Annotated in this window: 22 protein-coding genes; 13 read left to right on the top strand and 9 right to left on the bottom strand. The window is 69.8% G+C overall.

Annotated features, from left to right (window positions below):
• The first annotated feature begins 62 nt into the window (after positions 1-62).
• From AW274_RS13100 to AW274_RS40215, 6 genes are all read left to right on the top strand, one after another.
• Entirely contained in the window at positions 63-932 is an 870-nt protein-coding gene (locus tag AW274_RS13100) for a carbohydrate ABC transporter permease (protein WP_083974085.1), read from the top strand.
• Entirely contained in the window at positions 929-1,741 is an 813-nt protein-coding gene (locus AW274_RS13105) for a carbohydrate ABC transporter permease (protein ID WP_062431272.1), read from the top strand. The genes AW274_RS13100 and AW274_RS13105 overlap by 4 nt, the downstream gene beginning before the upstream one ends.
• Positions 1,738-4,254 (top strand): glycoside hydrolase family 2 protein, encoded by a 2,517-nt coding sequence (locus AW274_RS13110; protein WP_083974087.1) that lies wholly within the window; start codon positions 1,738-1,740, stop codon positions 4,252-4,254. The genes AW274_RS13105 and AW274_RS13110 overlap by 4 nt, the downstream gene beginning before the upstream one ends.
• Positions 4,251-10,823 (top strand): discoidin domain-containing protein, encoded by a 6,573-nt coding sequence (locus AW274_RS41235; protein WP_198169160.1) that lies wholly within the window; start codon positions 4,251-4,253, stop codon positions 10,821-10,823. Before AW274_RS13110 ends, AW274_RS41235 begins: the two co-directional genes overlap by 4 nt.
• A gap of 127 nt (positions 10,824-10,950) precedes the next feature.
• Entirely contained in the window at positions 10,951-13,287 is a 2,337-nt protein-coding gene (locus tag AW274_RS13120) for a DUF4132 domain-containing protein (RefSeq protein WP_062431273.1), read from the top strand.
• Positions 13,284-13,793, top strand: coding sequence for an SMI1/KNR4 family protein (locus AW274_RS40215; RefSeq protein WP_157520105.1), 510 nt, complete (start codon positions 13,284-13,286; stop codon positions 13,791-13,793). Before AW274_RS13120 ends, AW274_RS40215 begins: the two co-directional genes overlap by 4 nt.
• Positions 13,794-13,797: 4 nt before the next feature.
• Here AW274_RS40215 and AW274_RS13130 read toward each other — a convergent pair whose 3' ends face one another.
• Positions 13,798-14,019, bottom strand: coding sequence for a hypothetical protein (locus tag AW274_RS13130; RefSeq protein ID WP_157520108.1), 222 nt, complete (start codon positions 14,017-14,019; stop codon positions 13,798-13,800).
• A 146-nt stretch (positions 14,020-14,165) separates the two neighbouring features.
• Here AW274_RS13130 and AW274_RS13135 point away from each other — a divergent pair, with 146 nt between their 5' ends.
• The gene (locus AW274_RS13135) at positions 14,166-15,419 is read left to right on the top strand and encodes an SGNH/GDSL hydrolase family protein (RefSeq protein WP_062431276.1); all 1,254 of its coding nucleotides are present in this window, start codon (positions 14,166-14,168) and stop codon (positions 15,417-15,419) included.
• Here AW274_RS13135 and AW274_RS13140 read toward each other — a convergent pair.
• From AW274_RS13140 to AW274_RS13150, 3 genes are read right to left on the bottom strand one after another with little or no spacing between them, the layout of a single operon-like run.
• Positions 15,361-16,047 (bottom strand): phosphatase PAP2 family protein, encoded by a 687-nt coding sequence (locus AW274_RS13140; protein WP_062431277.1) that lies wholly within the window; start codon positions 16,045-16,047, stop codon positions 15,361-15,363. The genes AW274_RS13135 and AW274_RS13140 overlap by 59 nt on opposite strands.
• Positions 16,044-16,739, bottom strand: a complete 696-nt coding sequence (locus AW274_RS13145) for a HEAT repeat domain-containing protein (RefSeq protein WP_083974089.1) — start codon at positions 16,737-16,739, stop codon at positions 16,044-16,046. The genes AW274_RS13140 and AW274_RS13145 overlap by 4 nt, the downstream gene beginning before the upstream one ends.
• A 42-nt stretch (positions 16,740-16,781) precedes the next feature.
• On the bottom strand, positions 16,782-17,672 hold the full coding sequence (locus AW274_RS13150; RefSeq protein WP_062431974.1) for an aminoglycoside phosphotransferase family protein: 891 nt from the start codon (positions 17,670-17,672) through the stop codon (positions 16,782-16,784).
• A gap of 67 nt (positions 17,673-17,739) precedes the next feature.
• Here AW274_RS13150 and AW274_RS13155 point away from each other — a divergent pair, with 67 nt between their 5' ends.
• Complete coding sequence (locus AW274_RS13155) at positions 17,740-18,552, top strand: sugar nucleotide-binding protein (RefSeq protein ID WP_062431279.1); 813 nt, start codon at positions 17,740-17,742, stop codon at positions 18,550-18,552.
• Positions 18,549-18,965 carry an HIT family protein gene (locus AW274_RS13160; protein WP_062431280.1) on the top strand — a complete coding sequence of 139 codons (417 nt, stop codon included), beginning with the start codon at positions 18,549-18,551 and terminating at the stop codon, positions 18,963-18,965. The genes AW274_RS13155 and AW274_RS13160 overlap by 4 nt, the downstream gene beginning before the upstream one ends.
• Here the strand turns inward: AW274_RS13160 and AW274_RS13165 are convergent.
• Genes AW274_RS13165 through AW274_RS13175 form a run of 3 tightly spaced genes read right to left on the bottom strand, consistent with a single transcriptional unit; the run spans position 18,962 to position 20,829 of the window.
• Positions 18,962-19,696: a dienelactone hydrolase family protein gene (locus AW274_RS13165; RefSeq protein WP_083974091.1), complete on the bottom strand. Its 735-nt coding sequence runs from the start codon at positions 19,694-19,696 to the stop codon at positions 18,962-18,964. The genes AW274_RS13160 and AW274_RS13165 overlap by 4 nt on opposite strands.
• A gap of 56 nt (positions 19,697-19,752) precedes the next feature.
• The gene (locus AW274_RS13170; protein WP_062431282.1) at positions 19,753-20,139 is read right to left on the bottom strand and encodes a hypothetical protein; all 387 of its coding nucleotides are present in this window, start codon (positions 20,137-20,139) and stop codon (positions 19,753-19,755) included.
• A gap of 9 nt (positions 20,140-20,148) precedes the next feature.
• Positions 20,149-20,829: an NADPH-dependent F420 reductase gene (locus tag AW274_RS13175; protein WP_062431283.1), complete on the bottom strand. Its 681-nt coding sequence runs from the start codon at positions 20,827-20,829 to the stop codon at positions 20,149-20,151.
• 60 nt (positions 20,830-20,889) lie between these two features.
• Between AW274_RS13175 and AW274_RS13180 the strand changes: the two genes are divergently transcribed.
• Positions 20,890-21,846 (top strand): DUF1152 domain-containing protein, encoded by a 957-nt coding sequence (locus AW274_RS13180; RefSeq protein ID WP_062431284.1) that lies wholly within the window; start codon positions 20,890-20,892, stop codon positions 21,844-21,846.
• Here the strand turns inward: AW274_RS13180 and AW274_RS13185 are convergent.
• Entirely contained in the window at positions 21,812-22,513 is a 702-nt protein-coding gene (locus AW274_RS13185) for a hypothetical protein (RefSeq protein WP_062431285.1), read from the bottom strand. The genes AW274_RS13180 and AW274_RS13185 overlap by 35 nt on opposite strands.
• Positions 22,514-22,567: 54 nt before the next feature.
• Complete coding sequence (locus tag AW274_RS13190) at positions 22,568-23,164, bottom strand: TetR/AcrR family transcriptional regulator (protein WP_198169161.1); 597 nt, start codon at positions 23,162-23,164, stop codon at positions 22,568-22,570.
• A gap of 101 nt (positions 23,165-23,265) precedes the next feature.
• On the opposite strand from AW274_RS13190, the gene AW274_RS13195 reads away from it, so the two are divergent.
• From AW274_RS13195 to AW274_RS40220, 3 genes are all read left to right on the top strand, one after another.
• The gene (locus AW274_RS13195) at positions 23,266-23,808 is read left to right on the top strand and encodes a hypothetical protein (RefSeq protein ID WP_062431287.1); all 543 of its coding nucleotides are present in this window, start codon (positions 23,266-23,268) and stop codon (positions 23,806-23,808) included.
• Positions 23,809-23,878: 70 nt separating this feature from the next.
• Positions 23,879-25,024 (top strand): hypothetical protein, encoded by a 1,146-nt coding sequence (locus tag AW274_RS13200; protein ID WP_062431288.1) that lies wholly within the window; start codon positions 23,879-23,881, stop codon positions 25,022-25,024.
• Between the two features lie 61 nt (positions 25,025-25,085).
• Positions 25,086-25,817, top strand: a complete 732-nt coding sequence (locus tag AW274_RS40220) for a barstar family protein (protein WP_157520111.1) — start codon at positions 25,086-25,088, stop codon at positions 25,815-25,817.
• Positions 25,818-25,819: the final 2 nt, after the last annotated feature.

Consider the following 25,819-nt stretch of genomic DNA (forward strand, 5'->3'; position numbering starts at 1 on the left):
ACCCCCGCCGAGTAGGGGCCGCCGTGCGCCGCGGCGGCCCCACCCCCGCTTCAAGGATCCACATGCCCAGGTCCCGCCTGCTCTGGCTGACCGTCCCGTCTCTCCTCTGGTTCGCCGTCTTCTCCGTCGGCCCGCTCGTCGCGATGTTCGCCATCGCCACGCTCAAGTGGAAGGGGCTGCTGTACGAGCCCGCGTACATCGGCCTCGGCAACGTCACCAAGGTGCTGGCCGACCCGGCCTTCCACGCGGCCGTCCGCAACAGCCTCATCCAGGTCGCCGTCGCGATCCCGGTGATGATCCCGCTGGCCTTCATGCTCGGCTACCACCTGAACACCCGGCCGCGCGGCTACCGCGTGTTGTCGGTGCTCTACTTCTCGCCGGGCCTCATCTCGATCTCCACCACCGGCATGATCTTCTACGGCGTGTTGTCGCCCAACGGCGGCGTCAACGGCCTGCTGGGCGCGGTCGGGCTCGACTCGCTCGCCACCGCGTGGCTGGCCGACCCGGCCACCGCGCTCCCCGCCCTCATCGCCGTCGACCTGTGGCGCGGCGTCGGCTGGACCGCCGTGTTGTTCGCGGCCCGGCTGGCGAGCCTCGACGGCGAGGTGCTGGAGGCCGCGCAGATCGACGGCGCGGGCCGGTTCCGCACCATGTGGCGGGTCGCGTTCCCGATGGTGAAGGACTACGTCCGCACCCTGACCATGCTCCAGTTCCTCTGGACGCTGTTCACCTCGGCCGCGCTGATCCTGCTGCTCACCAAGGGCGGGCCGGGCACCTCGTCGACGACGTTGTCCTACCTCGTCTACGCCAAGGCCTTCTCGCAGCGCGACCTCGGCTACAGCCAGGTCGTGGGCGTGGTGCTGCTGCTGGTCGGCGTCACCGGGATGTTCCTGATCAGGGCCCTGTTCCGGACGAAGGAGGAGAGCCGGTGAAGCCGCGCTTCGCGACCGTCCTGTCGTGGCTCTACGCGCTGATCCTGGCGGTGCCGCTCTACTACCTGGCCGTCAGCGCGCTGAAGACCAACATCGAGATCTTCACCGAGCCGTTCGCGCTGCCCGCGACATGGCTCTGGCACAACTTCGCCACCGCCTGGGAGACCGCGCGGCTCGGCCCGGCACTGCTCAACTCGGTGCTGGTGTCGGGCGTGGCGATCGTGCTGACGCTGGCGCTGGCCGTGCCCGCCGCCTACGCGCTGGCCCGGACCGACAACCGGCTGGCGAGGGTCGTCACGGGCACGTTCTCGGCCGGGTTCCTCATCCCGCCGTTCGCGGCGCTGATCCCGACCGTGGTGCTCGCCATCGAACTCGGCCTGTACGGCACCCGCGAGTTCCAGATGCTCTTCCTCCCCGCCAGCGCGCTGCCGCTGTCGGTGCTGCTGCTGACGCAGTTCATGCTGACCGTGCCGCCCGCCCTGGCGGAGTCGGCCGCGATGGAGGGCGCCGGGCACTGGACGCTGCTGACCAGGGTCTACGTGCCGATCGCGATGCCCGGGGTGGTCAGCGTGGCCATCCTCCAGCTCCTCACCTTCTGGAACGAGTACCTGTTCGCCCTGACGATCACCGGCACCGCGCCGGACGTCCGGACCGTCCAGGTCGCTCTGCCGACTCTGCTCTCCGACGCGACCGACCTCGGCGTGCTCGCCGCGGGCACCGTGCTCACCGTGCTGCCGGTGTACGTCGCGTACGCGCTGCTCAACCGTCGTATGCAGGAAGCACTCACCGCGGGGGCGGTCAAGGGATGACTCAGACAACCGAAACTCCGACCACCGTCCGCCACGACCTCGGCGGCGTGTGGGAACTGACCTGGGCCGGCGGCCCGGGGCCCGAGCGCTCGATCACGATCCCGGCTACCGTGCCGGGCGAGGTGCACACCGCCCTGATGGCGGCCGGGCTGCTCGACGACCCCACCGTGGGCCTCAACGAACTGGCCCAACACTGGGTCGGCCACTCGCAGTGGGTCTACCGCCGCACCTTCCACCACGTGCGGACCGGCCGCACCGACCTGGTCGCCGACGGGCTCGACACCGTCGCCGACGTCTACGTGAACGGCCGTCAGGTCGGCAGCGCCCGCGACCAGCACCTCGCCTACCGCTGGCGGGTCGACGACGTGCTCGTCGACGGCGAGAACACGGTCGAGATCCGGTTCGCCTCCGCCTGGGAGGCGGCGCTCGCCCACGAACACGAGCACGGCCCGCTGCCCAGCCCCTACGACGAGCCCTACGCCCACGTCCGCAAGGCGGCGGCGAACTTCGGCTGGGACTGGGGACCCCACTTCGTCACGGCCGGGATCTGGCGGGACATCCGGCTGGAGACGTACACGGCCCGCATCGACCACGTCCGGCCGCTGGTCACGCTGACGGGCGGAACCGCGCTGGTCGACGTGCGGGTGCGGGTCGACGCGCCCGAGGGCGCCGAGGTCCGGGCCGACCTGACCGATCCGTCCGGGGTCCACCTGGCCCAGGCGGTCGGGTTCGTCGAGGGCGACGAGGCGCGGCTGCTCGTGGAGGTCGGCGACCCTCGGCTCTGGTGGCCCGTCGGGCTGGGCGACCAGCCGCTCTACCGGCTCGACGTGACGCTCGGGGACTTCGACGCCGCGTCCACCCGCTTCGGGCTGCGCAGCGTCGCGATCGACGAGAGCCCCGACGAGCTCGGCACCCGCTGGGCGCTGGTCGTGAACGGCCGGAAGGTCAAGGTGCGGGGCTACAACTGGATCCCCGACGACACCTTCGCCAGCCGGGCCACGCCCGAGCGGACCGCCCAGCGCATCGACCAGGCCGTCGCCGGGAACGCGAACCTGCTGCGCGTCTGGGGCGGCGGTCACTTCGTCACCGAGGAGTTCCTCGACGCGTGCGACGAGCGCGGCGTCCTGGTGTGGCACGACTTCCTCTTCGCCTGCGCGGCCTACTGCGAGGACGACGAGATGGTCGAGCTGGTCACCGCCGAGGCCGAGCAGGCCGTCGCCCGGATGGCCGCCCACCCCAGCCTGGTGATCTGGTGCGGCGGCAACGAGACCGTGCTCGGCTGGCACCACTGGGGCTGGGCCGACCAGGTCGGGGTCAGGGGGTGGGGCGCCCGCTACTACCTCGACCTGCTGCCGAAGGTGCTCGAACGGCTCGACCCGACCCGCCCCTACGTGGCGAACTCGCCCTGGTCGGGGTCGATCGACCGCGACCCGGCCGTCGACACCCACGGCATCAGCCACCTGTGGGACGCCTGGAACGAGCGCGACTACGCCCACTACCGCTACCACGACCCGTCGTTCGTGTCGGAGATGGGCTGGTGCGGCCCGCCCGCCTGGACCACCCTCCAGCGGGCCGTGCCGGGGGAGGAGCCGGGCCCCGGCTCGCCGCTCACCCGCCACCACCTGCGCGCCATCGACGGCCTGCACAAGCTGACCCGCGGCCTCCAGCCCCACGTGCCCGCGCCGCGCACCGACGCCGACTGGCACTTCGCCACCCAGATCGTGCAGGCCCGCGCGGTCGCGGCCGGCGTCGAGTGGTTGCGGTCGCGGGAACGGTGCGCGGGCGCGGTGGTCTGGCAGCTCAACGACTGCTGGCCGGTGATCAGCTGGTCGGCCGTCGACGGCGCGGGCATAGAAAAGCCGCTCTGGTACGCCCTCCGCCACGCCTTCGCCCCCCGGCTGGTGACCGTGCAGCCGGTGCACCCGGGCCCGACCCACGACCCGACGGGCGACGCGGGCCTGGAGATCGTGCTGGTCAACGACACGGCGGACGGCTGGGAGACCGAGGTCGTCGTCAGGCGCGTGCGCCTCGACGGCCGCGAGCTCGCCTCCGTCACGATCCCCCTCAGGTGCCCCGCCGGGGAACTGGTGAAGCACGCCGTCGACCTGGCCCCCGACGACCCCGCCGCCGAGATCCTGCTGGTCGAGGCCGACGGGACCCGGACCACCTGGGCCTACCGGCCCGACCGCGAGCAGACCGCGCCGCGGCCGGAACAGACCGTCGGCGTCACCGTCGCCGACGGGGAACTGCACGTCACGGTCACCGCCGTGACCACGCTGCGCGACGTGTGCGTGGCCGCCGACCGGCTCGCCGGTCACCTCGGCCTCGAACCGCACACGCTCGTCGTGGACACCGCTCTCGTCACGCTGCTGCCCGGCGAGAGCCACACCTTCCGAGTCACCCGCCGAGACGGTCATGAAATCGGCCAGGCCGTTCTCCCTCACCCCCTGCTCGACGCATCGGTCCGGTCCTTCGGAGAGGTCACCGGGCCGCATCGCAAAGGAAACCGATGAAACTCAAGGCCATACTCGGCGGCCTGATAAGCGCCGTCCTGGTCGCGACGACGGTCACGCCGACGTACGCGGCCGCCGCGCGCCAGCTCCACGTGGCGAAGACCGGCAACGACGACAACACGGGCACCGCCCAGGCGCCCTACCTCACGATCGGCAAGGCCGCCCAGGAGGCCCAGCCCGGCGACACCGTCGTCGTGCACGCGGGCCTCTACCGCGAGTGGGTGCGCCCGGCGCGCGGTGGCACCGGCGAGGACGCCCGCATCACGTACACCAGCGCCGGCGACGGCGAAGTCACGATCAAGGGCTCGGAGGAGATCGACACCTGGACGCGGCAGAGCGGCGACGTCTGGAAGGTCACCCTCCCCGACTCCTACTTCGGCTCGTTCAACCCCTACACCGCCAAGCAGTGGCAGGGCGGCGAAGGCGGCTCGTTCCCCGGCTACAGCGCCGGTGACGTCTACCTGAACGAGCAGGCGTACTACCAGAAGCCCTCGCTCGGCGCGGTCACGTCGGCGGCGAACACCTGGTTCGCCGAGGCCGGCGGCGGCACCACCACGATCTACGCCAACTTCGACGGGGCCGACCCCAACGCCAAACTGGCCGAGATCAACGTGCGCCGCCAGGTCTTCGCGCCGGAGGCGTGGGGGCTGGGCTACATCACCGTCCGCGGCTTCACGGTCAAGCACGCGGCCGGCACCTACTCCGACTTCCCGAGCAGCCCCGAACGCCGCCAGGCGGGCGCGATCAGCGTCAACGGCGGGCTGCGCTGGATCATCGAGCAGAACAAGGTGATCAACGCCCGCACGATCGCCATCGACATCGGCCTCGGCTGCGACGAGTGGGCCGGCAACCGGCCCGGCACGACCCGGACCAGTTTCCGCGACACCGCGAAGTACGGCTCGCACATCGTCCGCAACAACTACATCGGCAAGGCCGGGCAGTCGGGCATCGCGGGCGTGTTCTCGTGGAACTCCGAGCTCCTCTACAACCTCATCGAGGACACCAACTACCGGGGCGAGTTCAGCGGCGCCGAGACGGCCCCAATCAAGGTCCACTACATGAACGAGGGCCTGATCAAGGGCAACTACGTCCGCAACTCCAAGGGCGGCAACTCCGCCGGCATCTGGACCGACTGGGGCAACCAGAACGTGCGGGTCACCGGCAACATCGTGCTGAACGCGCCCTGGGGCTACTACGCCGAAGCGGTGCACGGCCCGATCCTCGTCGACAACAACGTCTTCATCGGCGACGGCGACATCCGCATGCTCGACGCGACCGGCGTCGTCTACGCCAACAACCTGTTCCTCGACAGCGGGCGCTTCGCGGTCGACGGCGGCGGCCGGGACAACTACTACTTCCAGCCCGGCACGATGAACGAGACCAGCGCCCCCAACCCGGTCCAGAAGTTCTTCTGGTTCAACAACCTGGTCCAGGGCATGACGCTGCCGGTCGACGCCACGAACAAGACCCACGTGAAGGAGGGCAACGCCACCGGCGCGCTCTCGAACGTGCAGGTCGCGGCCACCAACACCGGCGTGAAGCTCGACTTCACGCTGACCGGCGGCACCGGGGCCACCCCGGCGACCCGGGCGCGGGTGGGGGTCATCCCGCTCGCCAACGAGTCGATCGCGGCCGACGTCACCACCGACTTCTTCGGCAAGCCGTTCAGCGGGGTCGCCGGGCCGTTCGCCGAGGCCGCCCAGGGCGCCAACTCGGTCACGTTGTGGCCCCCGGCGGGCCAGACCGTGCCCGAGCCGCCCGCGCCGCCGGCCGACGTGCCGACGAACCTGTCGCGGGGGGCCGACGCCAAGGCGAGCGCCTCCTACGAGGACGGCGCCTATCTGGCGAAGAACGCCATCGACGGCAACGGTTCCTCGCGCTGGTCGAGCGACCACAGCAACGACCCGAACGCCTGGGTGCAGGTCGACCTCGGCGACGTCTACGACGTCTCGCGGGTGGTGCTCCAGTGGGAGGCGGCCTACGGGAAGTCGTACAAGCTGCAGATCTCCGACACCGGCGACCAGTGGACCGACGCCTTCTCCACCACTGCCGGGGCCGGCGGCGTGGAGACGATCCAGGTCCGCAAGCAGGCCCGCTACGTGCGCATGCAGGGTGTGCTGCCGCAGACCCAGTACGGCTACTCGATCTACGAGTTCGAGATCTACGGCACCCCTGTGCAGCCGGAGGTCCCGGTCAACCTCGCGCTGAACCGCGCGCCGTCGGCGTACACCGCGTCGTCGCAGTCGAACGACGGCAGCGGGCCGACCGACAGCCAGCCGCAGAACGACCGTTCGGCGTTCCGCGCCTTCGACGGCAACGACGCGACCCGGTGGGGTTCCGACGGCGGCGACACGCAGTGGCTCCAGGTCGACACCGGCGCGTCCAACCTGGTCGACAAGGTGGTCCTGAAGTGGGAGGCGGCCTACGCGTCCCAGTACAAGATCCAGACCTCCGCGAACGGCACGCAGTGGACCGACGTGTCCACGCAGACCGGCGACGGCGGCACCGACGAGATCACCTTCGCCCAGCCGGTCGAAGGCCGCTACTTCCGGGTCCAGGGCGTCAAGGCCGCCACCCAGTGGGGCCTGTCGCTCTACGAGTTCGAGGTGTACGGAAAGGCGAAGCCCGCCGACGCCGGTCCGGCCTGGCCCGCCTCGGCGCAGATCGCGATCTCGAACCTGACCGGCACCGCGGGCACCGCCACCTGGCCCGCCGCGTCGGGCACGGTGACCGGCTACCAGGTCTACCTCGGGGCCGCGCTGAAGGCGACGCTGGGCGCGGAGGCCCGTTCGGTCGACCTGACCGGACTGTCGCCGGGCCGGACCTACACGGTCAAGGTCGTCCCGGTCGGCGGCACCGCCTTGAGCAGGACCTTCACCACCCCGGGCAACCCGGCCACGCGGGCGTTGTCGACGACCTACCCGAAGACCTACGCCGACTGGGAGGAGGGGCTGCTCGCCGGTGACGGCAAGCAGGGCCTCATCGTCTTCGGCGACCCGCGCGACGAGACCACGGTCTTCACCGACCGCGACTTCTTCATGGCCCGCACCGAGTCGCGCCCGCACCGCACCTTCAACACCGTCAGCCAGGGCAACCTGCAGCGCATCCGCGACCTGCTGATCGGCGGCCAGTACCAGCAGGCCAACCAGCTCGCGGCCGACGTCCAGGGTTACCAGGGCGGCGGCGAGGGGTCCAAGCACCCCGGCTTCAAGATGACCATGCGGACGGCCGGATCGGGTGAGGTCGTCAACTACGTCCGCTCGACCGACTACTCGGCCGGCGTCGTGTCGGTGAACTGGACCGACGACAAGGGCGACTGGCGGCGCGACGCGTTCGTGTCGCAGGCCGACCACGTGGCCGTGCAGTACCTGCCCGCGCCGTCGGGCCAGAAGCTCGACGTGCGGCTCGGCCTGTCGATCGATCCCGGGATGAACCTGCTCAACAAGGGCCTGGTCGCGACGGACAACTCGTCGGTCGACTACCTGAACCTGCGGGTCAAGTACCCGAACGGCAGCTACAACGCGGGCTACGAGGGCGTCACCCGGATCGTCACCGACGGCACCCGTACCAAGGTGGGCGACGAGGTGCAGGTGAGCGGCGCGACCTACGTCCTGCTGCTGACCCTGACCCAGCGCTACGACGGCACCTACGAAGGCGGCGTGCCCGCCGAGCAGGACTGGAACAGGAACCTGCTGCAAACGAAGCTGGCCGCGCTGCCGAACGACTACGCGGTCCTGCGCGACCGGCACGTCGCCAAGCACCGCGAGATGTTCGACCGCGTCGCCGTCGACTTCGGCGCGTCGGCGGCCGACCGCTCGAAGTCGAACGAGGACCTGCTCGCCGAGCAGAAGACCTCGGTCACGCCCAATCTGGCCCTGTTCGAGCGCATGTTCAACTCGGGCCGCTACCACCTGATCGGTTCGAGCAGCGCGACCGCGCCGCCCGACCTGCTGGGCAACTGGACCGGCGACAGCAACGTCGGCTGGGACGGCTACTACCACCTCGACGCCAACCTCAACCTGCAGATCTCCGGCGGCAACATCGGCGACCTGCCCGAGGTCATGCGGGGCTACTGGGCGATCAACAAGGCGTGGCAGCAGGACTTCCGCACCAACGCGGCCAAACTGCTCGGCACGCGGGGCATGCTGACCGGCGGCAACACGCCCAACGGCGAGGGCCTGATCTCCAACATCAACTTCGACTACCCGTACCAGTACGTCACGGGCGGCGAGTCGTGGCTGCTCTACCCGTTCTGGGAGTACTACCAGATCAGCGGCGACCGGACCTTCCTGGAGCAGCAGTACTACCCGCTGATCAGGGACATGGGCGACTTCTACGAAGACTTCCTGAAGACCAAGGACGCCAACGGCAAGTACGTCTTCGCCGGGTCGATCTCGCCCGAGAACCGTCCGGCGGGCGGGGTGCCGCTGTCGGTCAACTCCGTGTACGACATCGCCGGCGCCCGGTTCGCGCTGGAGACCCTCATCGCCACCAGCAAGACCCTGGGCAGGGACGCCGACAAGATCCCGGTCTGGCAGGAGAAGCTCGACAACCTCCCGCCCTACCTGGTCAACAACGACGGCGCGCTCGCCGAGTGGGCCTGGCCCGACCTGGCGAACAAGAACGCCTACCAGCACCGCCACTCCAGCGGCCTGATGCCGGTCTGGCCCTACGGCGAGGTCACCCCCGAGAAGAACAAGCCCCTGTACGACGCGGCCAAGGTCTTCCTGCAGAAGAAGGACGGCGGCAACTACGAGAACGCCGGCCACGGCCTGCTGCACGGCGCCCTGATCGCCGCCAACCTCAACAACGCCGACTCGGTCAACGCGAAGCTGATGCGCTTCGCGAAGGACGACTACTACTACAGCAGCCTCGCGACCAGCCACTACAACAACAAGGGCGTCTTCGCGACCGACGTGGTCAACTCGGTGCCCACGATCATGATGGAGATGCTGGCGCTCAGCGACCCGGGCTCCCTGGAACTGCTGCCCGCCCTGCCGAAGGGCCTGAAGAAGGGCGGCATCTCGGGGATGAAGGGCAAGAGCCGCTTCACCATCGACCAGCTCACCTGGGACATGGACAACCACAAGGCCCGCGTCACCATCACCTCCGACGTCGACCAGAACCTCACCCTGATCCAGCGGGCCGGCATCGAGCAGATCACCGGCGCGCCCGTGCAGAACTCGCCGCTGGGCGGCATCGCCCGGGTGGTGCCGCTGAAGGCGGGCCAGCCGGTCACGCTCGACCTCACCCTGCGCGACGTCAGCCGGGTCAACCTGGCCCTCAACAAGACCGCGACCGCCATGTCGCAGTCGAACGCCGACCAGGCCCCCGCCAAGGCGTTCGACGGCGACCCCGTCTCCCGCTGGGCCGCCGGGGAGGACCCGGCCAACTGGGTGCAGGTCGACCTGGGCGGCATCTACGCCCTCACCGAGGTCGACCTGTTCTGGGAGGCGGCCTACGCCAAGAGGTACAAGCTCCAGGTCAGCATGGACGGCCAGCGCTGGACCGACGTGTTCACCCAGGCCAACGGGGGCGGCGGGACCGAGAAGATCCCGGTCAACGCCCAGGGCCGGTACGTCCGGATGCAGGGCGTCGAGAAGGCCACCCAGTGGGGCTACTCGCTCCACGAGTTCGAGGTCTACGGCCAAGAGGCGCCGAACATCGCGCTCGGCAAGACGGCCGCCGCGTCGTCGGCGTCCAACGCCTCGCAGACCGCCGCCGCGGCCTTCGACGGCGACGGTTCGTCGCGCTGGAGCGCGAGCGAGGCGGCCGACAACTGGCTCCAGGTGGACCTGGGGGAGACGTACCAGGTCTACCGCGTGGCCATCGACTGGGAGGACTCCTACGCGAAGGGCTACAAGATCCAGACCTCGGCCGACGGCCAGGCGTGGACCGACGTGTTCACCGAGACCGACGGCGACGGCGGCTCCGACGTCGTCGACCTCGGGGTCGACACCCGGTACATCCGGATGCAGGGCGTCACCAAGTCGGGCCAGTGGGGCTACTCGATCTACGAGCTGAAGGTGTACGGCTCGATCCCGCAGACCGGCAACACCATCCTCGTCTCCGGCGTCGACGACGGCGCGTCGTACGGCGACAGCCGCGACCTCACCATCGGCTGGGAGGTCACCGGAAGCGGCGTCACCACCGTCACCGGCACCCTCGACGGCCGGCCGCTGACCAGCGGCGCGGTCCAGCCCCTCTACCAGCTCGGCCTGGGGGAGCACCTGCTGACCGTGCGGGCCGAGACGACGACGGGCGCGGCGTTCGAGCAGTCGCTGACGTTCACGACGGTCACCTCGACCGACGAGATCTCGGCCCTGATCGTGCGCTTCAAGACCGAGGGCGACCTGTCGGCCACCGGCGCGCTGAAGCTGGCGGACGACATCGCCAAGGTCATGGTCTCGGAGGACAAGGGCCGCGAACGCGACCAGAAGAAGATCGTCAAGAAGCTGAACCGCTTCGCCGAGGCGGTCGACGACCCGAAACTCGTCACCGACCCGGTGGTGAAGGCGACGTTCCACCGCGACGCCGCCAGCCTGATCGAGGCCAACCGGCCTGACTAGAAGTCCGGCGCGGCGGGCCGCCGCCGCACCGGATGCCGGGTTCCGTCACCGAGACCCGGCGGTCGGCGCGTCCCCGCCGCTGAGCGATCGGCGGCGGGGACGTTTTCTGTCGGTACCGGCTGCTTCGATGATCTTCATGTATCACCAGGAGTTCATGAGCCACAAGGACCGGGAGGCCTACGCCCGTTTCGACGAGGGCCACCTTCCCGAAGACGAACGAGACTGGCCGCTCTACGCACGCTGGACGCAGTTCCAGCTGGGCCGCCCGGTCGTCGACGAGCAGGTGCTCGAACGGGTGCGCCACGTGGCCGAGCGCGACATCGACTGGAGCCTCGCCGATCTCCGCAGGCTCGTCTGGCGGGCCGGAGCCATCGGTGGGGCGGGCTTCAACCGATACAAGGAGCTCTTCCACATCCCCCTCGTGGCGGCCGCCCGCTTCGACCACCAGGAGCGTCGCGAACTCTTCGACTGGCTCGACCCGGAGTTCCGGTCGCGGTACAGGGCGCCGTGGAGCCCCCATCAGGAGCAGATCCGCAGCGCCATCGGCGACCAGATCGACGCCCTGATCACCGAACCGGCCGAACACGGCCCGGCCGGAGTGGTCAGGAACGAGATCTGGGCGAGCGACCCCTTCGCCCGGCTCATGGCGGAGGACTACGGCCACCGCCTGGTCGAGGTCCTGCCGCTGCTGCGCCACTGGAAGACCGCCCGCTCGACCAAGCCGAGCGCCCGATGGCTGAGGACCGCCGCCTCGATGCTCACCCCCGACGCGACCGCCCTGGTCCGTGACCTGCTGACCCGCCTGGCGGCCCACCGGGAGCGCAACGACGAGGGCGGCTTCCTGAAGGAACGCACGATCATCCCGGTACGCGGCCTCATCTGGACCTGCCATGTGATCGAAGACCGCTGGGTGAACTCGCTGCTCACGAACGTCGGCCTGACCTGCGCCACCGGCGGCAACGGCATGGGCTCCACCTGCCGCTGCGAACCGCTGGCCAACGCGGTCGTCGGCGTGCTCAGCCGCCGGGGCGGGCTGGGCGTGATCGTGCCGCTGGCCCGGATCCAGGCGAAGGCGCGGTCGAGATCCGTACAGAACAATCTCACCAAGGCGCTCGCCGCGGTGGCCGACGAGACCGGACTGTCGCACGACCAGCTGCTCGACCGCACGGTGCCGACCTTCGGCCTCGACACCCACGGCCTGCGCGAGGAGCGGATCGACGGCCACACCGTGCGCCTGAACGTCGACGGCCCGGCGCTGACCTACGTGAACGCCGCCGGGAAGCCGGTGAAGTCGGCCCCGCAGGCGATCAGGAAAGACCCGGTCCTGGCCGACCTGAAGATCGTCCTCAAGGAGATCCGGCAGGCCCAGGCGGCCGAACGGCTCCGCCTGGAACGGGCGCTCGTCCACGAACGCGAATGGCCGTGGCACGAGGTGACGGAACACCTCCTCGACCACCCCCTCACCGGCAACTACGCCCGCACCCTGGTCTGGCAGACGGCAGCGGGAACCACGGGCCTGCCGGTCAGGACGGACACCGGCTGGGCGCTCACCACCCTCCAGGGCGACCGCCACGAGCCGACCACCCCGGTCAGGATGTGGCACCCGATCCACGCGACCGCCGACGAGGTGCGCACCTGGCGCGACCACCTCCTGGAGACCGGCGTACGCCAGCCGTTCAAGCAGGTCTTCCGCGAGCTCTACCTGGTGACCCCCGCGGAAGAGGCGACCGGTGGCTACTCCAGCCGCTTCGCCGGCCACGTCCTGCGCTACGGCCAGACCAAGACCCTGCTGCTCGACCGGGGCTGGACCGGCCTGACCCTCGGCCACTTCGGCTCCTCGGGCGACGGCGAACGGTGCACCGTGACCAGAGACCTGAAGAGCTGGCGGGCAGCCTGGGACATGCACCTGGCGTCCAGCTACTACGACGACAACGGAGGCCAGGCGTCGCTCTGCGCCACCGACCGCATCACCTTCTCGGCCGACGTGCGCGACATCCCGCCGCTGATCTTCTCGGAGCTCCTGCGCGAATGCGACCTGGCCGTAGGGGTCGCCTCGGTCGGCCGCGACGCCCAGGCGACGGGCGGCCACGAGACCTACTGGCACTCCTACGGCTTCGGCGAACTGACCGAGAGCGCCACGACGAGGCGCGACGTCCTGACCCGCCTGCTGCCGAGACTCCACATCGCCGACCGCGCCGAACTCACCGACCGCTTCCTGCGAGTGCGGGGCGACCTGCGGACCTACAAGATCCACCTGGGCTCGGGCAACATCCTCATGGAACCCGACGACGCCTACCTGTGCATCGTCCCGGGCGCCGACCGCAACCAGGTCTTCCTGCCCTTCGAGGAGAACGGCGGCATGTTGTCGGTCATCCTGTCGAAGGCCCTCCTCCTGGCCGCCGACACCACCATCACCGACCCGACGATCACCCGCCAGATCAACGCGGCCAGGGTCCCGCTGTGAGTGGTGACTTCTCCGCGCTCGATCGCCTCACCGCACGGGTTCCCCCGCCGGCCGAGCCCCGTCGGCGCGCCCTTCCCTGGGACGATTTCTTCGCCGCCCTCGGGACCCGTCTCCCGAATGACTTCGTCGCCTTCATCGACCGTTATGGGGAATGCCAGTTCGCGAACTGGCTCGGCATCGCGGACCCGCGAAGGGACACGCCGGAGGAGTGCCGCTGGCTCGCGAGACGAATGCACGGTTACGGGTTCCTCGGGATGCCGTTGTGGCCCGAGCCCGAAGGTTTCCTGCGGTGGGGCACGACCATCGACGGCGACGAATTCGGCTGGATGACGGTCGGTGAACCGGAGAACTGGCCCGTCATGCTCGTCCTCCACGGTGGCGCGAATCTGCTTCAGGAGGAGACCATGACCGAATGGCTGGCCGGTTGGGCGTCCGGCGACCGCTATGACAACAGCGGTTTCGCGACGGGCGGCGAAGGTCACTCGCTGATGTGCGCGCCGTGGTGACCCATCAACAGGTCAGCGACTCTGGCGCTACGAGCCCGTGGTCGGCGAGGGCCTTGAGGGCTTTTTCCAGACATTCGTCGGATGAGAAGGCGTTGACACGGACGAACCAGTCGCCGTTGGTGGCGTGAAACGTCCACGGGCGGACGCCGCCGCGGTCGGCGTCCACTCTCAACAGGGCGTTGACCTCGCACTCCAGCAGCCAGTCGAGCAGGGCGATCGCATCCATCACGGCACGGTACAGCACCCCTTGACGATCAGGCCGATACGCGGTCTTGTGGGGGGAGCGGTCTTCACAGGATCTTGACTGCGCAAGTGAGTCGTGTTGTCATCGGAATACCCTCCATTACCTGTCGGTTAGATAGGAAATTCCGCATGCGCATACTCCGCCGGGCAGCGATCACCACCGCACTCCTCTTAGCCACGGCCGGCCTGCACGTCATCCAGAGCGGCGCGGCCCAAGCCGCGCTTCCGACCGCTGCCATCGCGCTCGGCGACAGCTTCGTCAGCGGCGAAGGGGCCGGCGACTACCAGCCCGTCGTGGACGCCAACGGCACCGCGCAGGGCTTCCCCGGCTGGTCGGCGGCCAACAACAACGCCTACTTCTGCCACCGCTCGGCCAACGCCTCCCTGTTCAAGGCCAACCTCCCCGGCATCCAGGACCGCTTCAACCTGGCCTGTTCCGGCGGCCAGCCCCACGACGTCGCCAACGCCTCCAGCTCCCGCGCCAACGGCCGCACCGTCAAGTCGCAGCTCGACCAGCTGCGCGCCGTCGCGCAGACGCACGACATCGACGTCGTCCTGATCGGCCTCGGCTCGAACAACAGCCAGTTCACCTTCGGCGACGTCGCCACGTTGTGCGCCAACCGCTTCATCGCCGACGCCTGGACCGGCTGGTGGGAGTTCTGGGCCTACCTCGGCGGAGACGTCCCGCAGGAGCCGTGCACGGTCTCCGACCTCGGCAGCCCGGCGGAGGTCGTCACGGCCACCAACGAGACCACCGCCGCCCTGCGGCAGATCCTCGACACCCTCGCCCAGGTCGACGCCGACGGCGTGCACCAGGTCGTGCTCCAGACGTACACGAACCCCCTGCCTCTGGACGTCGCCACGCAGTACCGCGACGAAGACGGCCGCACCGACACCCGCGACAAGTTCCGCGACCTGGGTGCCGAACGGTACGCCGCCGGCTGCCCCATCCACCGCGCGAGCCTGGCCCCCGGCCACGTCTTCTCGACGAACCTCGGCGACCTGGTCAAGAACGCGTACACCACCCTCGCCGCCGAGCGCCCGTCGGCCAACCTGCGCGTGCTCGACGTGCAGCGGGCCTTCGACGGCGCCCGCCTGTGTGAGAACCCCGGCAGCCCGTCGGGCACCCTCGCCACGCCGGTCAGGGTGATGGAGGGCCCGACCGGAACCCACGTCACGAGCCTGTCGGGCTGGGACAAGATCCGCATCCAGCGCGCGGCCAACGCCTGCGTGAGCTACTTCCAGACCTGCCAGGAGTCGTGGCACCCGAACGCCGCCGGCCACACCGTTCTGGGCCAGTGCCTCTCGAGCGCGCTGACCGCCGCTACCCGGACGGTAGTGACGTGCGCACGGAACTCAAATGGGACTCTGACCATCTCCTGAGCCCGACCGCGACGGCGAGCAGCACGACGCTCGCCACCAGATCGAGCACGTAGTGGTTGCCGGTGACGACGACCACCACCGCCATCCCGACGGGAAACGCCCACGCCAGGATCGCCAGGCGTGGGCGTGCGGCCCAGACGGCGTAGGCGGCCCAGAGCGACCAGCCGAAATGAAGGCTGGGAAACGCGGAATAGAGGTTCGCGCCTCGCGACCCGACGATGTCGACGATTCCCGGAAGGGCGAACCGCGGCGGCGACATCGGAATCGTGAAGAAGACCACGAGGGCGAGCGCGGCCATCAGCAGAATGGTGCGGCGGGCCTGGACGTAGACGTCCCGGCGGCGCAGGAAAAGCCAGATCAGAACACCAGCCAGGACGACGTAATAGCCGCGGTAATAGACGACGGCCGGCTGGATGAGCGCCGGATGATCGACGAGCCACTGGTTGGCGGTCAATTCGACGTCCAGCCCGAGAGCGTGTTCCCACGACTGGAGAGTGAGCGCGTTCGCGGTCGCGCGCTCGGCGACGCCTTTCCCGGCGGCGGCGTGCAGCATCGAGAAGAGCAGCACCCCGACGACCAACAACGCGACTTCGCCAAAGATTTTCAGCGGGCGGGAAAGCGTGCTCATGCGGTTCCTGTACGCAGCAGGTCGGCGGTCCATTCCAGCAGCGACCGCGTGTATTCGTCGCCGTCGAGGCGGCGGCGGACCACCCGCTCCGCCCGGCGGTCACCCCGCCTGGCCAGGCCGTAGGCCGCCTCCGCCGCGACGACCAGGCTCGCGTCGTCGAGCCGGGCCGCCAGGGCCTCGCGAACGGCCGCGTCGTCGGCGTCGAGCCCCGCGAGGCCGGTGGTCGCGCAGTCGCGGTTGTCGTCGCCTGTTTCCCGGCTGATCCGGATGAGCGCCGCGACGGCCTCGGCGTCGTCGTGGCGCATGACCTCCGGCAGGCTCCACGCGGCGGCGTACCGGACACCGGCATCCTCATGACCGGCCGACCGCAGCACCTCGGGGAAAGCGCTCTCGTCGCCGATGTGCCCCAGCGCGAACAACACCGAACGGAGCACCGCGGGATCGTCTTCCCGCCGCGCCATCTCCCGCAGAACAGCCAGGCGCGGGCCGGGCCGATATGCGAGCTGCGCCAGAATGTCGGCGCCGAGTTCACGTTCCTCGCTCCGCTCGCCCGCGCAGAGCCGGGCCGCCGCGTCGAAGGTCTCGGCGTCGCCGCGTTTGTGAAGTCGCGCGATCGTCTCCCACCGCTCGGCGTCGTCACGGTCGGGACGCGTGAGGGCTCTCCTGACCATTTCCTCGATCGGCGCAGTCATATCGGCAAGTGTGAAAAGAAGCGCCCGGCCGTGTAAAGCGGGTTACGCGTCGGCCAGCAACCGGTCGAGGCAACGTTTGCCCAGATGCGACATGACCGGATTGCTTCGCACGTAGTACCAGACACACCCGATCGCCTGCACGAACGCCCACGCCTTCCCGCGCTCCCACTCCAGGTCGTCCACCCCCAGCAGTTCCCGGAAGACCTGACGCGGCCCGCTTTCGAGCAGATTCCACGCGCTCAGCAGATCGAGCGCGGGATCGGCCGCCCCGAACCCGCCGACGTCGAGCACCCCCGTCAACCGGCCGCCGGCCACCAGCACGTTGCCGGGCAGCAGATCGCCGTGCGTCATCACATCGGCCGACCGCCGCGGCAGCACCCGCAGATCGGCCCACATCTTCCGCAACCTCGGCACGTCGAGCAGCGCCTCGCTCTGCCGCAGGCAGGTCTCCACCCATTCGTCGTGTACGTCGATCTCCCCGCCCCGCCCGCCGCCGGAGAACGTGCGGCCCCGGGTGTCGATCGCCCGCAGGTCGGTGACCAGATCGGCCAGGTCGTGCGCGAACCCCGCCGACTCCCCGGGATGGTCGTCACTGGCGACGACCCCGGGCAACCACGTCTGCACCGACCACGGCACCGGATAACCCGCCCCCGGCTCGCCGACCGCGACCGGCTCGGGCGTGCGGAAGCGCGTCAGCCCGGCCAGCTCCCGCGCCGCCTCGGCCTCGGCCTCAAGCCAGCGCCGCGTCGGCTCGACCCCGCCAGGAGGCTGCAGGGGGAACCGCGCGGTGTAGCGGTCGCCGATACGGAAGATGGCGTTGACGGTGCCGTGCGAGACGACGCCCGTGACGGCCAGGTCGCGCCAGTGGGGAAACTGCTCGTCGACCAACGCGCGCACCATCCGGGGCGACACCGTCAGCTGGTTTGCCTGCATCCGCACGAGCGTTCCGGCCGTCCGGCCCGTCACGCAAGGTGTTTTCCGTCCTGTTACGGTCGCAGGCATGAAGATCCTGGTCGTCGGCGGCACCGGTTTCCTGGGCGCCGAACTCGTCCGGCAGGCGACGACCCTCGGCCACGTCGTGGCCGCCACCTCCTTCACCCGCCCGGGAACCCCCGACGCCGACTGGCGCACGCTCGACGTCCGCGACCGCGCCGCCGTGCGGCGCCTGGTCGACGACGTCGCCCCCGACGTCGTCGTGAACGCCGCCTACCGCCAGTCCGACTGGGACATCACGGCCGTGGGCGCCGCCAACGTGGCGCTCGCGACGGCGTCCGGCATCCGTCTGGTGCAGGTGTCGAGCGACGCCGTCTTCTCCGGCGCGGCGGTCACCTACGCCGAGGACGCCGTGCCCGACCCCGACAGCCCCTACGGCGCGGCCAAGGCGGCGGCGGAGGTGGTCGTCCAGGCCACCAACCCCACGGCGGTCGTCGCCCGCACCTCGCTGATCATCGGCGACGGCGGCTCGCCGCACGAAGCCCTGGTGCACACGCTGGCCGACGGCGACCGGCCCGGCATCCTGTTCACCGACGACGTGCGCTGCCCCGTCCACGTCGCCGACCTCGCGGCGGCGCTGCTGGAACTCGCGGACTCCGGCCGCGCGGGCGTCCACCACCTGGCCGGAACCGACGCGCTGAGCCGCTACGAACTCGGCCTGCTGATCGCCGCCCGAGACGGCCTCGACCCGGCGCGGCTGCCGTCGGGCACGCGGGCCGACGTCGGGCTGCCGGGGCGGCGCGACGTGCGCCTCGACTGTGCGCTGACGCGGAGACATCTGAAGACGCGGCTGCGGGGCGCCCGGGAGTTCCTGTCATGACCTGCGTGTTCTGCGCGATCGTGGGCGGCGAGGCCGAGGCGAGCGTGCCCTACGCCGACGACCGGGTCATGGTCGTCATGGACATCGCGCCCGTCACCCCCGGGCACCTGCTGGTCATCCCGCGTGCCCACGCGGTCGGCTTCGAAGACCTCGACGAGGACACCGGCGCGCATGTCTGGCGCATCGGCCACCGCATGGCCCGCGCGCTGCGCCGCTCCGGGTTGCGCTGCGACGGCGTGAACGTCTTCCTCGCCGACGGGGAGGCCGCCTTCCAGGAGGTCTTCCACGTCCACCTGCACGTGTTCCCCCGCTACGAGGGCGACGGCTTCCGGATCGAGGCCGACTGGAACACCAGGGAGCGGACCCTGCTCGATAGGGAAGCCGAGGCGATCAGGCGCGCTCTCCCCGGCTAGACCTTCCGCAAGAAGGCGTCGAGGTCGGCCAGCAGCTCGGGCCCGTACTTCGGGTCGTTGAACATCTCGCCCGCGTGCAGCAGCCCGGGATAGACGCGCAGTTCGCTGTCGCCGGTGGCCTCGTGCAGTTCCTTGGCGAGGGTCGCGGCCCCGCCGCTGGTGTCGTCTTCGGCGACGGCGTAGATCGCCGGTACGGTCAGCCTCCCGGCCGTGCCCGCCTGTCCCTCGACCCCGCCCGACAACGACACGACCCCGGCGGCCCCCGCCTCGGGCTTCGCGGCCGCGGCCAGCGCGACCGCGCCGCCGAGCGAACCTCCGGCGTACACGACCTTCTGCGCCCCGGCTTTCCTGAGCGCGGCGGCGACGGCCGTCATCTCCCCGGCGCCGCGTTCGAGCATCGCCTCGGCCCCGACCGCGCGGGGCGCGAAGCCGTATTCGAAGACGGCGACCCGGAACCCGCCCTTGACCAGGTGGTCGGCCCAGACGAGCCAGTCGCAGTGATAGCCCTGCATCGTGTTGGCGATCACCACGCCCACGGGCCCGTCTCCCGCGATCCCGGCGGCGAGCCCCGGAACGGGAAGCGGCGTGAACGCCACCGAAGGCCCCGCGTTGCACCCGACGAGCTCCGGTCCCGGCGAGGTGACGACCGGGGCGGCAGCCGGGGGTTCCGCCTGCTGCCCGCACCCGGCCAGGGCGATCACGAGCACCAGGAGAAGATCACGCGCACGCATGCGGCCACTATCCGCCGCGCCTTCCGGACCGTCAACGACGGCCCGGAAGGCGCGGGTCACGCCTGGTCGAGCAGGTGGACGCTCGGCAGATAGTCGATCTTCCAGTCCTCGTACAGGCCGATCGAACCGCACGTCAGACAGCCGAGCGCGAGGTGGATCCACTTCACGTCTCCGCTCTCCCGCAGCGAGTAGCCGACCGCGGCGGCGAAGCTCTCGTCGCCGCAGAGGCAGGCGCAGTACTGCTCGGCCTCGGCCTCGGCGTCCCAGTGCTCCGCGCTGTCGGCGATGAACTCATGCTCGCCACAGCTGAGACAGGTCCGCCGGGCGGCGCTCTCGGCGTCCAAGACCGACACCTCGAACGACCGCCCGCCGCACGGCCGGCACACGCACTCCCGCACCGCGTCGGCCGCGCACTCCCGGCGGAGGAACTCCGCGATGTCCATCTGGCCGGGTCAGCGCTGGGCGGCGTCGAGCTTCGCCTGGACGGACGCGGCGTCGGTGGGCACGCCCGGCGACTCCCAGAAGTTCTCGATGTTCCCGGCGTAGAGGCCGCCGTAGGCGGGGGCGCCCGGCTGGTAGCGCCAGCTGTCGGCGAGCTTGCCGGCGTCGACGGCGTCGTAGCCGATCAGGTCGAGGAACGTGGTCGCCGCCGCCTTCGCCTCGGCGTCGTCGCCCGCGATGGCCAGGGCGCTGCGGTCGGCCGCTCCCGAGGGCCGAGGCAGCGCGCGCAGGTGCACGTAGAAGATGTTGTTGAAGACCTTGACGACCTTGGACGTCGGCAGGTGCGCCTGCAGCAGTTCGCTCGACGTGGTCGAGCCGGCTTCGAGCTCGGGGAAGACCCCGTCGCGGTCGGGGTAGTAGTTGTTCGTGTCGAGCACGGTCTTGCCGGCGAGCGGCTCCACCGGGACCTTGCGGTAGGCGCCGAGCGGAACGCTGACGACCACGAGGTCGCCCGCCTCGGCGGCCTCGGCGGCGGTCGCCGCGCGGGCCTTGGGGCCGAGCTCCCCGACCAGTTCCGCCAGCGTCTCCGGGCCACGCGAGTTGCTCAGGACGACGTCGTAACCTGCCGCGACCGCGAGCCGGGCGACCGTGCCGCCGATGTGCCCGCTGCCGATGAATGCAACTGTTGTCATATGAGCTGCCAACTTGCGCGTCCCGCTCCGCATTCCGGCCGACCTTGGTAGTTTCCCGGCGTGTTCTCCCTGACCGAACCCCCGCTCTTCGCCCGGCTCAAGCGGGCACACCGCATCCTGGTGGCCGGCGCCGGGGGAGGGTTCGACGTCTTCGCCGGGCTCCCGCTCGCCGTCGAACTGTGGACGGCGGGCAAGGAGGTCCACCTCGCCAACCTGTCGTTCAGCCGCCTCCACGGCCTCGACCTCGACGTCTGGCTCGACGAGGACGTTGCCGAGATCGTCCCCGACACGGTCAGCCGCGACTCCTACTTCCCCGAACCCTCCCTCGCCCGCACCCTCCGCGAACACGGCCTCCCCTCCACCGTGTACGCCTTCCCGAAGGTCGGCGTCACCCCGCTGCGCACGGCCTACCGAACCCTGGCCGCCCGCCTGGACCTCGACGCCGTCGTGCTCGTCGACGGCGGCACCGACATCCTCCTCAGGGGAGACGAAGCGGGCCTGGGCACCCCCGAGGAGGACATGGCCAGCCTGGCCGCCGTCCACGGGCTCGACGTACCCGAGAAGATCGTCGTCTGCCTGGGCTTCGGCGTCGACGCCTACCACGGCGTCAACCACGTCCAGGTGCTGGAGAACCTGGCCGCCCTCGACCGCGAGGGCGCCTACCTCGGCGCCTTCTCCATCCCGCGCGCCAGCCGCGCGGCAGAGCTCTATCTGGACGCCGTCGCCCGCGCCCAGGCCGACACCCCGGACCACCCGAGCATCGTCAACGGCTCGATCGCAGCGGCCCTGACCGGCGACTTCGGCGACGTCCAGTTCACCACCCGCACCAAGGGCAGCGAGCTGTTCGTCAACCCCCTCATGAGCCTCTACTGGGCCGTGGACGCCGACGCCCTGGCCCGCCGCTCGCTTTACCTGGACCGCCTCGAAGACACCGTCCTGATGCGCCAGATCTCCAACATCATCGAGGCTTTCCGAGGGGAGATCAGCCCCCGACCGCGCCGGACCTTCCCGCACTGACGGCGCTCCAGACCCGATGGGTCTCCAGGGCGTCGGAGAGGGCCTGCGCCACCTCGGGCGAACCGGCGGAGAAGAACGCCCGCTCCAGGATGGCCGCGGGCGCCGGTCCGGTGATCCAGCCGGCCAGGGCCGTGTACCACCCGGCGTTGTGGGCGACCCCGACGGTGTAGTGGTGCATCAGCCAGGCCATGTGCCGGGCCGCCGCCTCGGTGGTGTTCGACTCCCACGCGGCCAGGTAGGGAGCCAGGTCGAGCCCCAGGTTGCCGCCGATGATCTCGATCATCCCCATGACGTCGACCTCACGCGGATAGTGGTTCAGCGTGGCCTCCCACCAGACGCCGACGACGTCGAGGATCGTGTCCCGCTCCCGCTGTGGCCAGTCGTCCCACCGGACGCCGACCTGGACCATCAGATGGTCGGCCAGCCAGTCGTCGAACTCGTCGAGGACCAAGAGCTCCAGCAGCCGGGGCAGGAAGTAGCGGAACTCCTCCTCGTCGCCCCATGTGGACATCGCGTTGCCGGCATACGGCGCCAGCGCGGAGGCCGTGAGCACACGCAGCGGAGCCGCCCGGGTCGCCTGAACCTCCTCCGGGGTCACGCAGTGGTCGCACACGTCGATCGTGGCGGGCAGCGGGTGGCGGGAGAAGGCCGCGTAGAGGGAGTCCACGGACCAGACCCTAACGAAGCAGCCGCCCGGGTCGCTGTCGTCGTTCTTGGACGATCAGCGCATGAAGTCACCGTCTGACGAAATGGCGCGGGACCGCAGAATCCCGTCGATTCCCTGCAGAAACGTCTCGGACACCGCGGCCGGATCGGACAGGCAACCCGCCGCCATCGCCCCGTCTCGCAACATGACGAAATGCCGCCCGGCGAACTCGGCCGGCGTCTCCCCGATCTGCCCGAGCAACTCGGTGACGGTCTCCAGGAACCACCGCCGGTGCTCGAGAACGGCCTGGTGGACAGGGTGCTCCGGATCGGGATATTCGGCCACGGCGTTCAGGAACGCGCACCCGCGAAACCCGGGTCTCCCGATGTCGTCGGCGATCCCCCCGGCGATGAGCCGCAGCACGTCGGCCGCCGGCAGGCCGCTGCCGAGCGCCGCCCCGGCCCGATCGCGGATCGCCTGGTCGGCCTCGCGCAGATAGGCGACGACGAGCTCGTCTTTGCCGGTGAAGTGCCGATAGAGCGTCGCGCGGGTCACCTTCGCCTCGGCGACGATCCGGTCGACCCCCACGGAGTGCAGCCCCTCCATGTAGAAGAGCCGCGTGGCGGTCCCGAGCAGCCGCGACCGCGCTTCGGACACCCGAGTGTTCTTCACGCTGCCGACATTAGCAGATAGAACGTTCGGTCTTGACTGGCGAGCATGACCCTGCCACGCTAAATGAGACCGAACGTTCTCCCTCGAAAAAGGATCTCCCCATGCACACGGTCCCCGCCGCCGACGTCGCCGCCTCCCTGCGCCGCCTCTACTTCGTGCGCTTCGCCTTCGCCCTCATCTGGGCCGCCCTGCTGGCCACGACCGCCGCCAGCCTCGGCCCGGTCGCCATCGCCCTGCTGGTGCTCTACCCCCTGTTCGACGGCGTCGCCGCCGTCGTCGACGCCCGCTCGTCCAAAGACAAAGGCCCGGCACTGAGCCTGTACGCCAACATCGCCGTCAGCTGGCTCACCGCCGCCGGCCTGGCCGTCGCCGCCTCATCGGGCATCCCCGCGGTCCTGCGCGTGTGGGGCGCCTGGGCCGTCGTGTCGGGCGTCACCCAGCTGGTCGTCGGCGTCATCCGCCGCAACCTCGACGGACACTGGCCGATGATCCTCAGCGGCGGCATCTCCGTCCTCGCCGGCAGTTCGTTCGTCCTGCAGGCGTCCCAGGAAGGAGCGTCCCTGCTCAACCTGGCCGGCTACGCCACCCTGGGCGGCCTCTTCTTCCTCGTCTCGGCCCTGCGCCTGGGCCGGGCCGCACGCTAGGGCGCCTTGCGCAACCCGGGCAGGCAGGCGAAGCTCGAACCGCCGCACCTGCGTCGACGGGAGCAGGCTCATGACGTACCCGATCTGCCGTTGGATCGTCGCCCTGATCCTGGTGCAATACGGCTTCGCCAAACTCTTCGGCGCCCAGTTCACCGTGCTCGCCTCCGAGCTCGACAAGCCGATGGGCACGGTCAGCGGATTCTGGCTGACCTGGTACTACTTCGGCTACTCACCCCTCTTCGGCACCCTGTTCGCCCTCCTGCAGATCGCCCTCGGCCTGGCCCTGGCCTTCCCCCGCACCGCCCTGCTCGGAGCCGCGGGCGCCGCCCCGCTGCTGGCGGGCATCTCCATCCTCAACGTCTCCTACGGCATCGCCCTCGACGCCCTGGCGGTCTCCCTGATCGGCACCGGCTGCGCCGCCTACGTGTTGTGGCGGCACCGGTCGAAACTGGCGGCGCTGTTCTGGCCCGACCACCCCGCCCCGCGCCGGACACACCTGATCCTCGTGGCACTCCTGCTGGCGGTCCCGGCGTCGTGCTCCTACTACGTGGCGAACCACAACAACCGCTTACGTGACCTCGGGCGTCTTCCAACCGCCGGGCCTCCCGGGCCCGGCCGAGCGCGTCTACTTCGAACACAACCGCGCCTACCAAATGGTCGTGCGCAGGGGTCTGACGTGGCAGACCCACCACTTCGAGGTCGACCCGGCGACCTCGACCATCACGATCTGGCAGACGTGGCTGAGCAAGGGCGAAAAACTGCTGTCTGGACGATATGCCGTGACGGGCGATCGACTGATGATCACCACAGATTCGACGTCCTGGGAGCTGAAACGAACACCACAGAGTTCGCCGCAGTGAAACAGCAGGTGATGACCGAGGCGATCCCGAGCGCCGGAGACGACCTCGACGGCATGTCGACAGACATCGACGCCCACCTGTGGCGCTCACCTCTCATCGAAGAGGTGTCCGTTCGTCATACCGGCGACCCGAACAACCTGATCGCCGCCACGATCCGGCCGGTGCCGGGCTGCTCGGTCGCGAAACTGGCAGCGGAGCTCGAACGAATCTGGTCGACGGACCTCAGCTATTCGTACTTCGAGGCGCATGTGGTGACGACAGGCGAGCGGATGGTCCGCCTCGATGCGGTGACGCGAATCGCCGCGGACGGCTTCTACCTGACGGCCTCCATCGTCGCCGAGGCGGATCCCGTCTGAGGCGCCCAGAGTTGCCTCGACGACGTCGGCGGGAAAGTCAGCAGTGACTACGCTGCCGACCGTGGCCCCTTTCGATCGTGATGCGCTCATTTCCCATTCGCTGGACTATGAGCTGGCGAAGAACCGCGTGACGCTCTTTCACCGTCACACGGCCCTGGAAGAGGCGATCGACTGGTTGCGAGCCCACGGCTACGAGATCGTCCGCATGGACGCATCAACGTGGACGACGGCGGCCGATCTCCATCGCGACTTCGCGCGCGGTTTCGACTTCCCCGACTACTACGGCGCCAACATGGCCGCTTTGAACGACTGCCTGAGCGACGTCGCGGCCGGCGCTTACGGGAGCTCACCCGACGCGACCGGGCTCGCCCTGGTGCTCACCGGCTACGACGACTTCGCGAAGCGACACCATGAGGTCGCACAGGCGACGCTCGACGTGGTCGCCGAGAATGCCCTGTCGGCGATGAGATTCGGCCACCGCCTGTTCTGCCTGGTCCAGTCCGATGACCCCAAGCCGGTGGACGCGAGCTGGAACAGCCTTGACAGGGACGACGTTCTGGTCCGGACCCTGGCCGAACTGGTCATGGATATGGCCTGGTTCTTCGAATCGTGCGACGACTCGGTCGTCGATCCCGATGATGCGGTGAAGCAAATGGAGTGGATATCTCACAAGCTCGGCACCCTGCCGACCGAAGCCCGAACCAGGCTGATCGCCCTGATCGACGAAAGAGCGGAATCCGAACCCGAGCTCCGCGAGTTCCTCCAGTCCCTCGCCGAGAACAGCGGACTCTAAAA

The organism is Herbidospora daliensis, assembly GCF_001570585.1.
Taxonomy (GTDB): Bacteria; Actinomycetota; Actinomycetes; order Streptosporangiales; family Streptosporangiaceae; genus Herbidospora; species Herbidospora daliensis.

Bases quoted from the DNA above. Each gene is read 5' to 3' on its own strand.
- AW274_RS13100 (WP_083974085.1), top strand. From the start codon at position 63: ATGCCCAGGTCCCGCCTGCTCTGGCTGACCGTCCCGTCTCTCCTCTGG.
- AW274_RS13110 (WP_083974087.1), top strand. From the start codon at position 1,738: ATGACTCAGACAACCGAAACTCCGACCACCGTCCGCCACGACCTCGGC.
- AW274_RS41235 (WP_198169160.1), top strand. From the start codon at position 4,251: ATGAAACTCAAGGCCATACTCGGCGGCCTGATAAGCGCCGTCCTGGTC.
- AW274_RS13120 (WP_062431273.1), top strand. From the start codon at position 10,951: ATGATCTTCATGTATCACCAGGAGTTCATGAGCCACAAGGACCGGGAG.
- AW274_RS13130 (WP_157520108.1), bottom strand. From the start codon at position 14,019: ATGGATGCGATCGCCCTGCTCGACTGGCTGCTGGAGTGCGAGGTCAAC.
- AW274_RS13135 (WP_062431276.1), top strand. From the start codon at position 14,166: ATGCGCATACTCCGCCGGGCAGCGATCACCACCGCACTCCTCTTAGCC.
- AW274_RS13140 (WP_062431277.1), bottom strand. From the start codon at position 16,047: ATGAGCACGCTTTCCCGCCCGCTGAAAATCTTTGGCGAAGTCGCGTTG.
- AW274_RS13145 (WP_083974089.1), bottom strand. From the start codon at position 16,739: ATGACTGCGCCGATCGAGGAAATGGTCAGGAGAGCCCTCACGCGTCCC.
- AW274_RS13150 (WP_062431974.1), bottom strand. From the start codon at position 17,672: ATGCAGGCAAACCAGCTGACGGTGTCGCCCCGGATGGTGCGCGCGTTG.
- AW274_RS13155 (WP_062431279.1), top strand. From the start codon at position 17,740: ATGAAGATCCTGGTCGTCGGCGGCACCGGTTTCCTGGGCGCCGAACTC.
- AW274_RS13160 (WP_062431280.1), top strand. From the start codon at position 18,549: ATGACCTGCGTGTTCTGCGCGATCGTGGGCGGCGAGGCCGAGGCGAGC.
- AW274_RS13165 (WP_083974091.1), bottom strand. From the start codon at position 19,696: ATGCGTGCGCGTGATCTTCTCCTGGTGCTCGTGATCGCCCTGGCCGGG.
- AW274_RS13170 (WP_062431282.1), bottom strand. From the start codon at position 20,139: ATGGACATCGCGGAGTTCCTCCGCCGGGAGTGCGCGGCCGACGCGGTG.
- AW274_RS13175 (WP_062431283.1), bottom strand. From the start codon at position 20,829: ATGACAACAGTTGCATTCATCGGCAGCGGGCACATCGGCGGCACGGTC.
- AW274_RS13195 (WP_062431287.1), top strand. From the start codon at position 23,266: ATGCACACGGTCCCCGCCGCCGACGTCGCCGCCTCCCTGCGCCGCCTC.
- AW274_RS13200 (WP_062431288.1), top strand. From the start codon at position 23,879: ATGACGTACCCGATCTGCCGTTGGATCGTCGCCCTGATCCTGGTGCAA.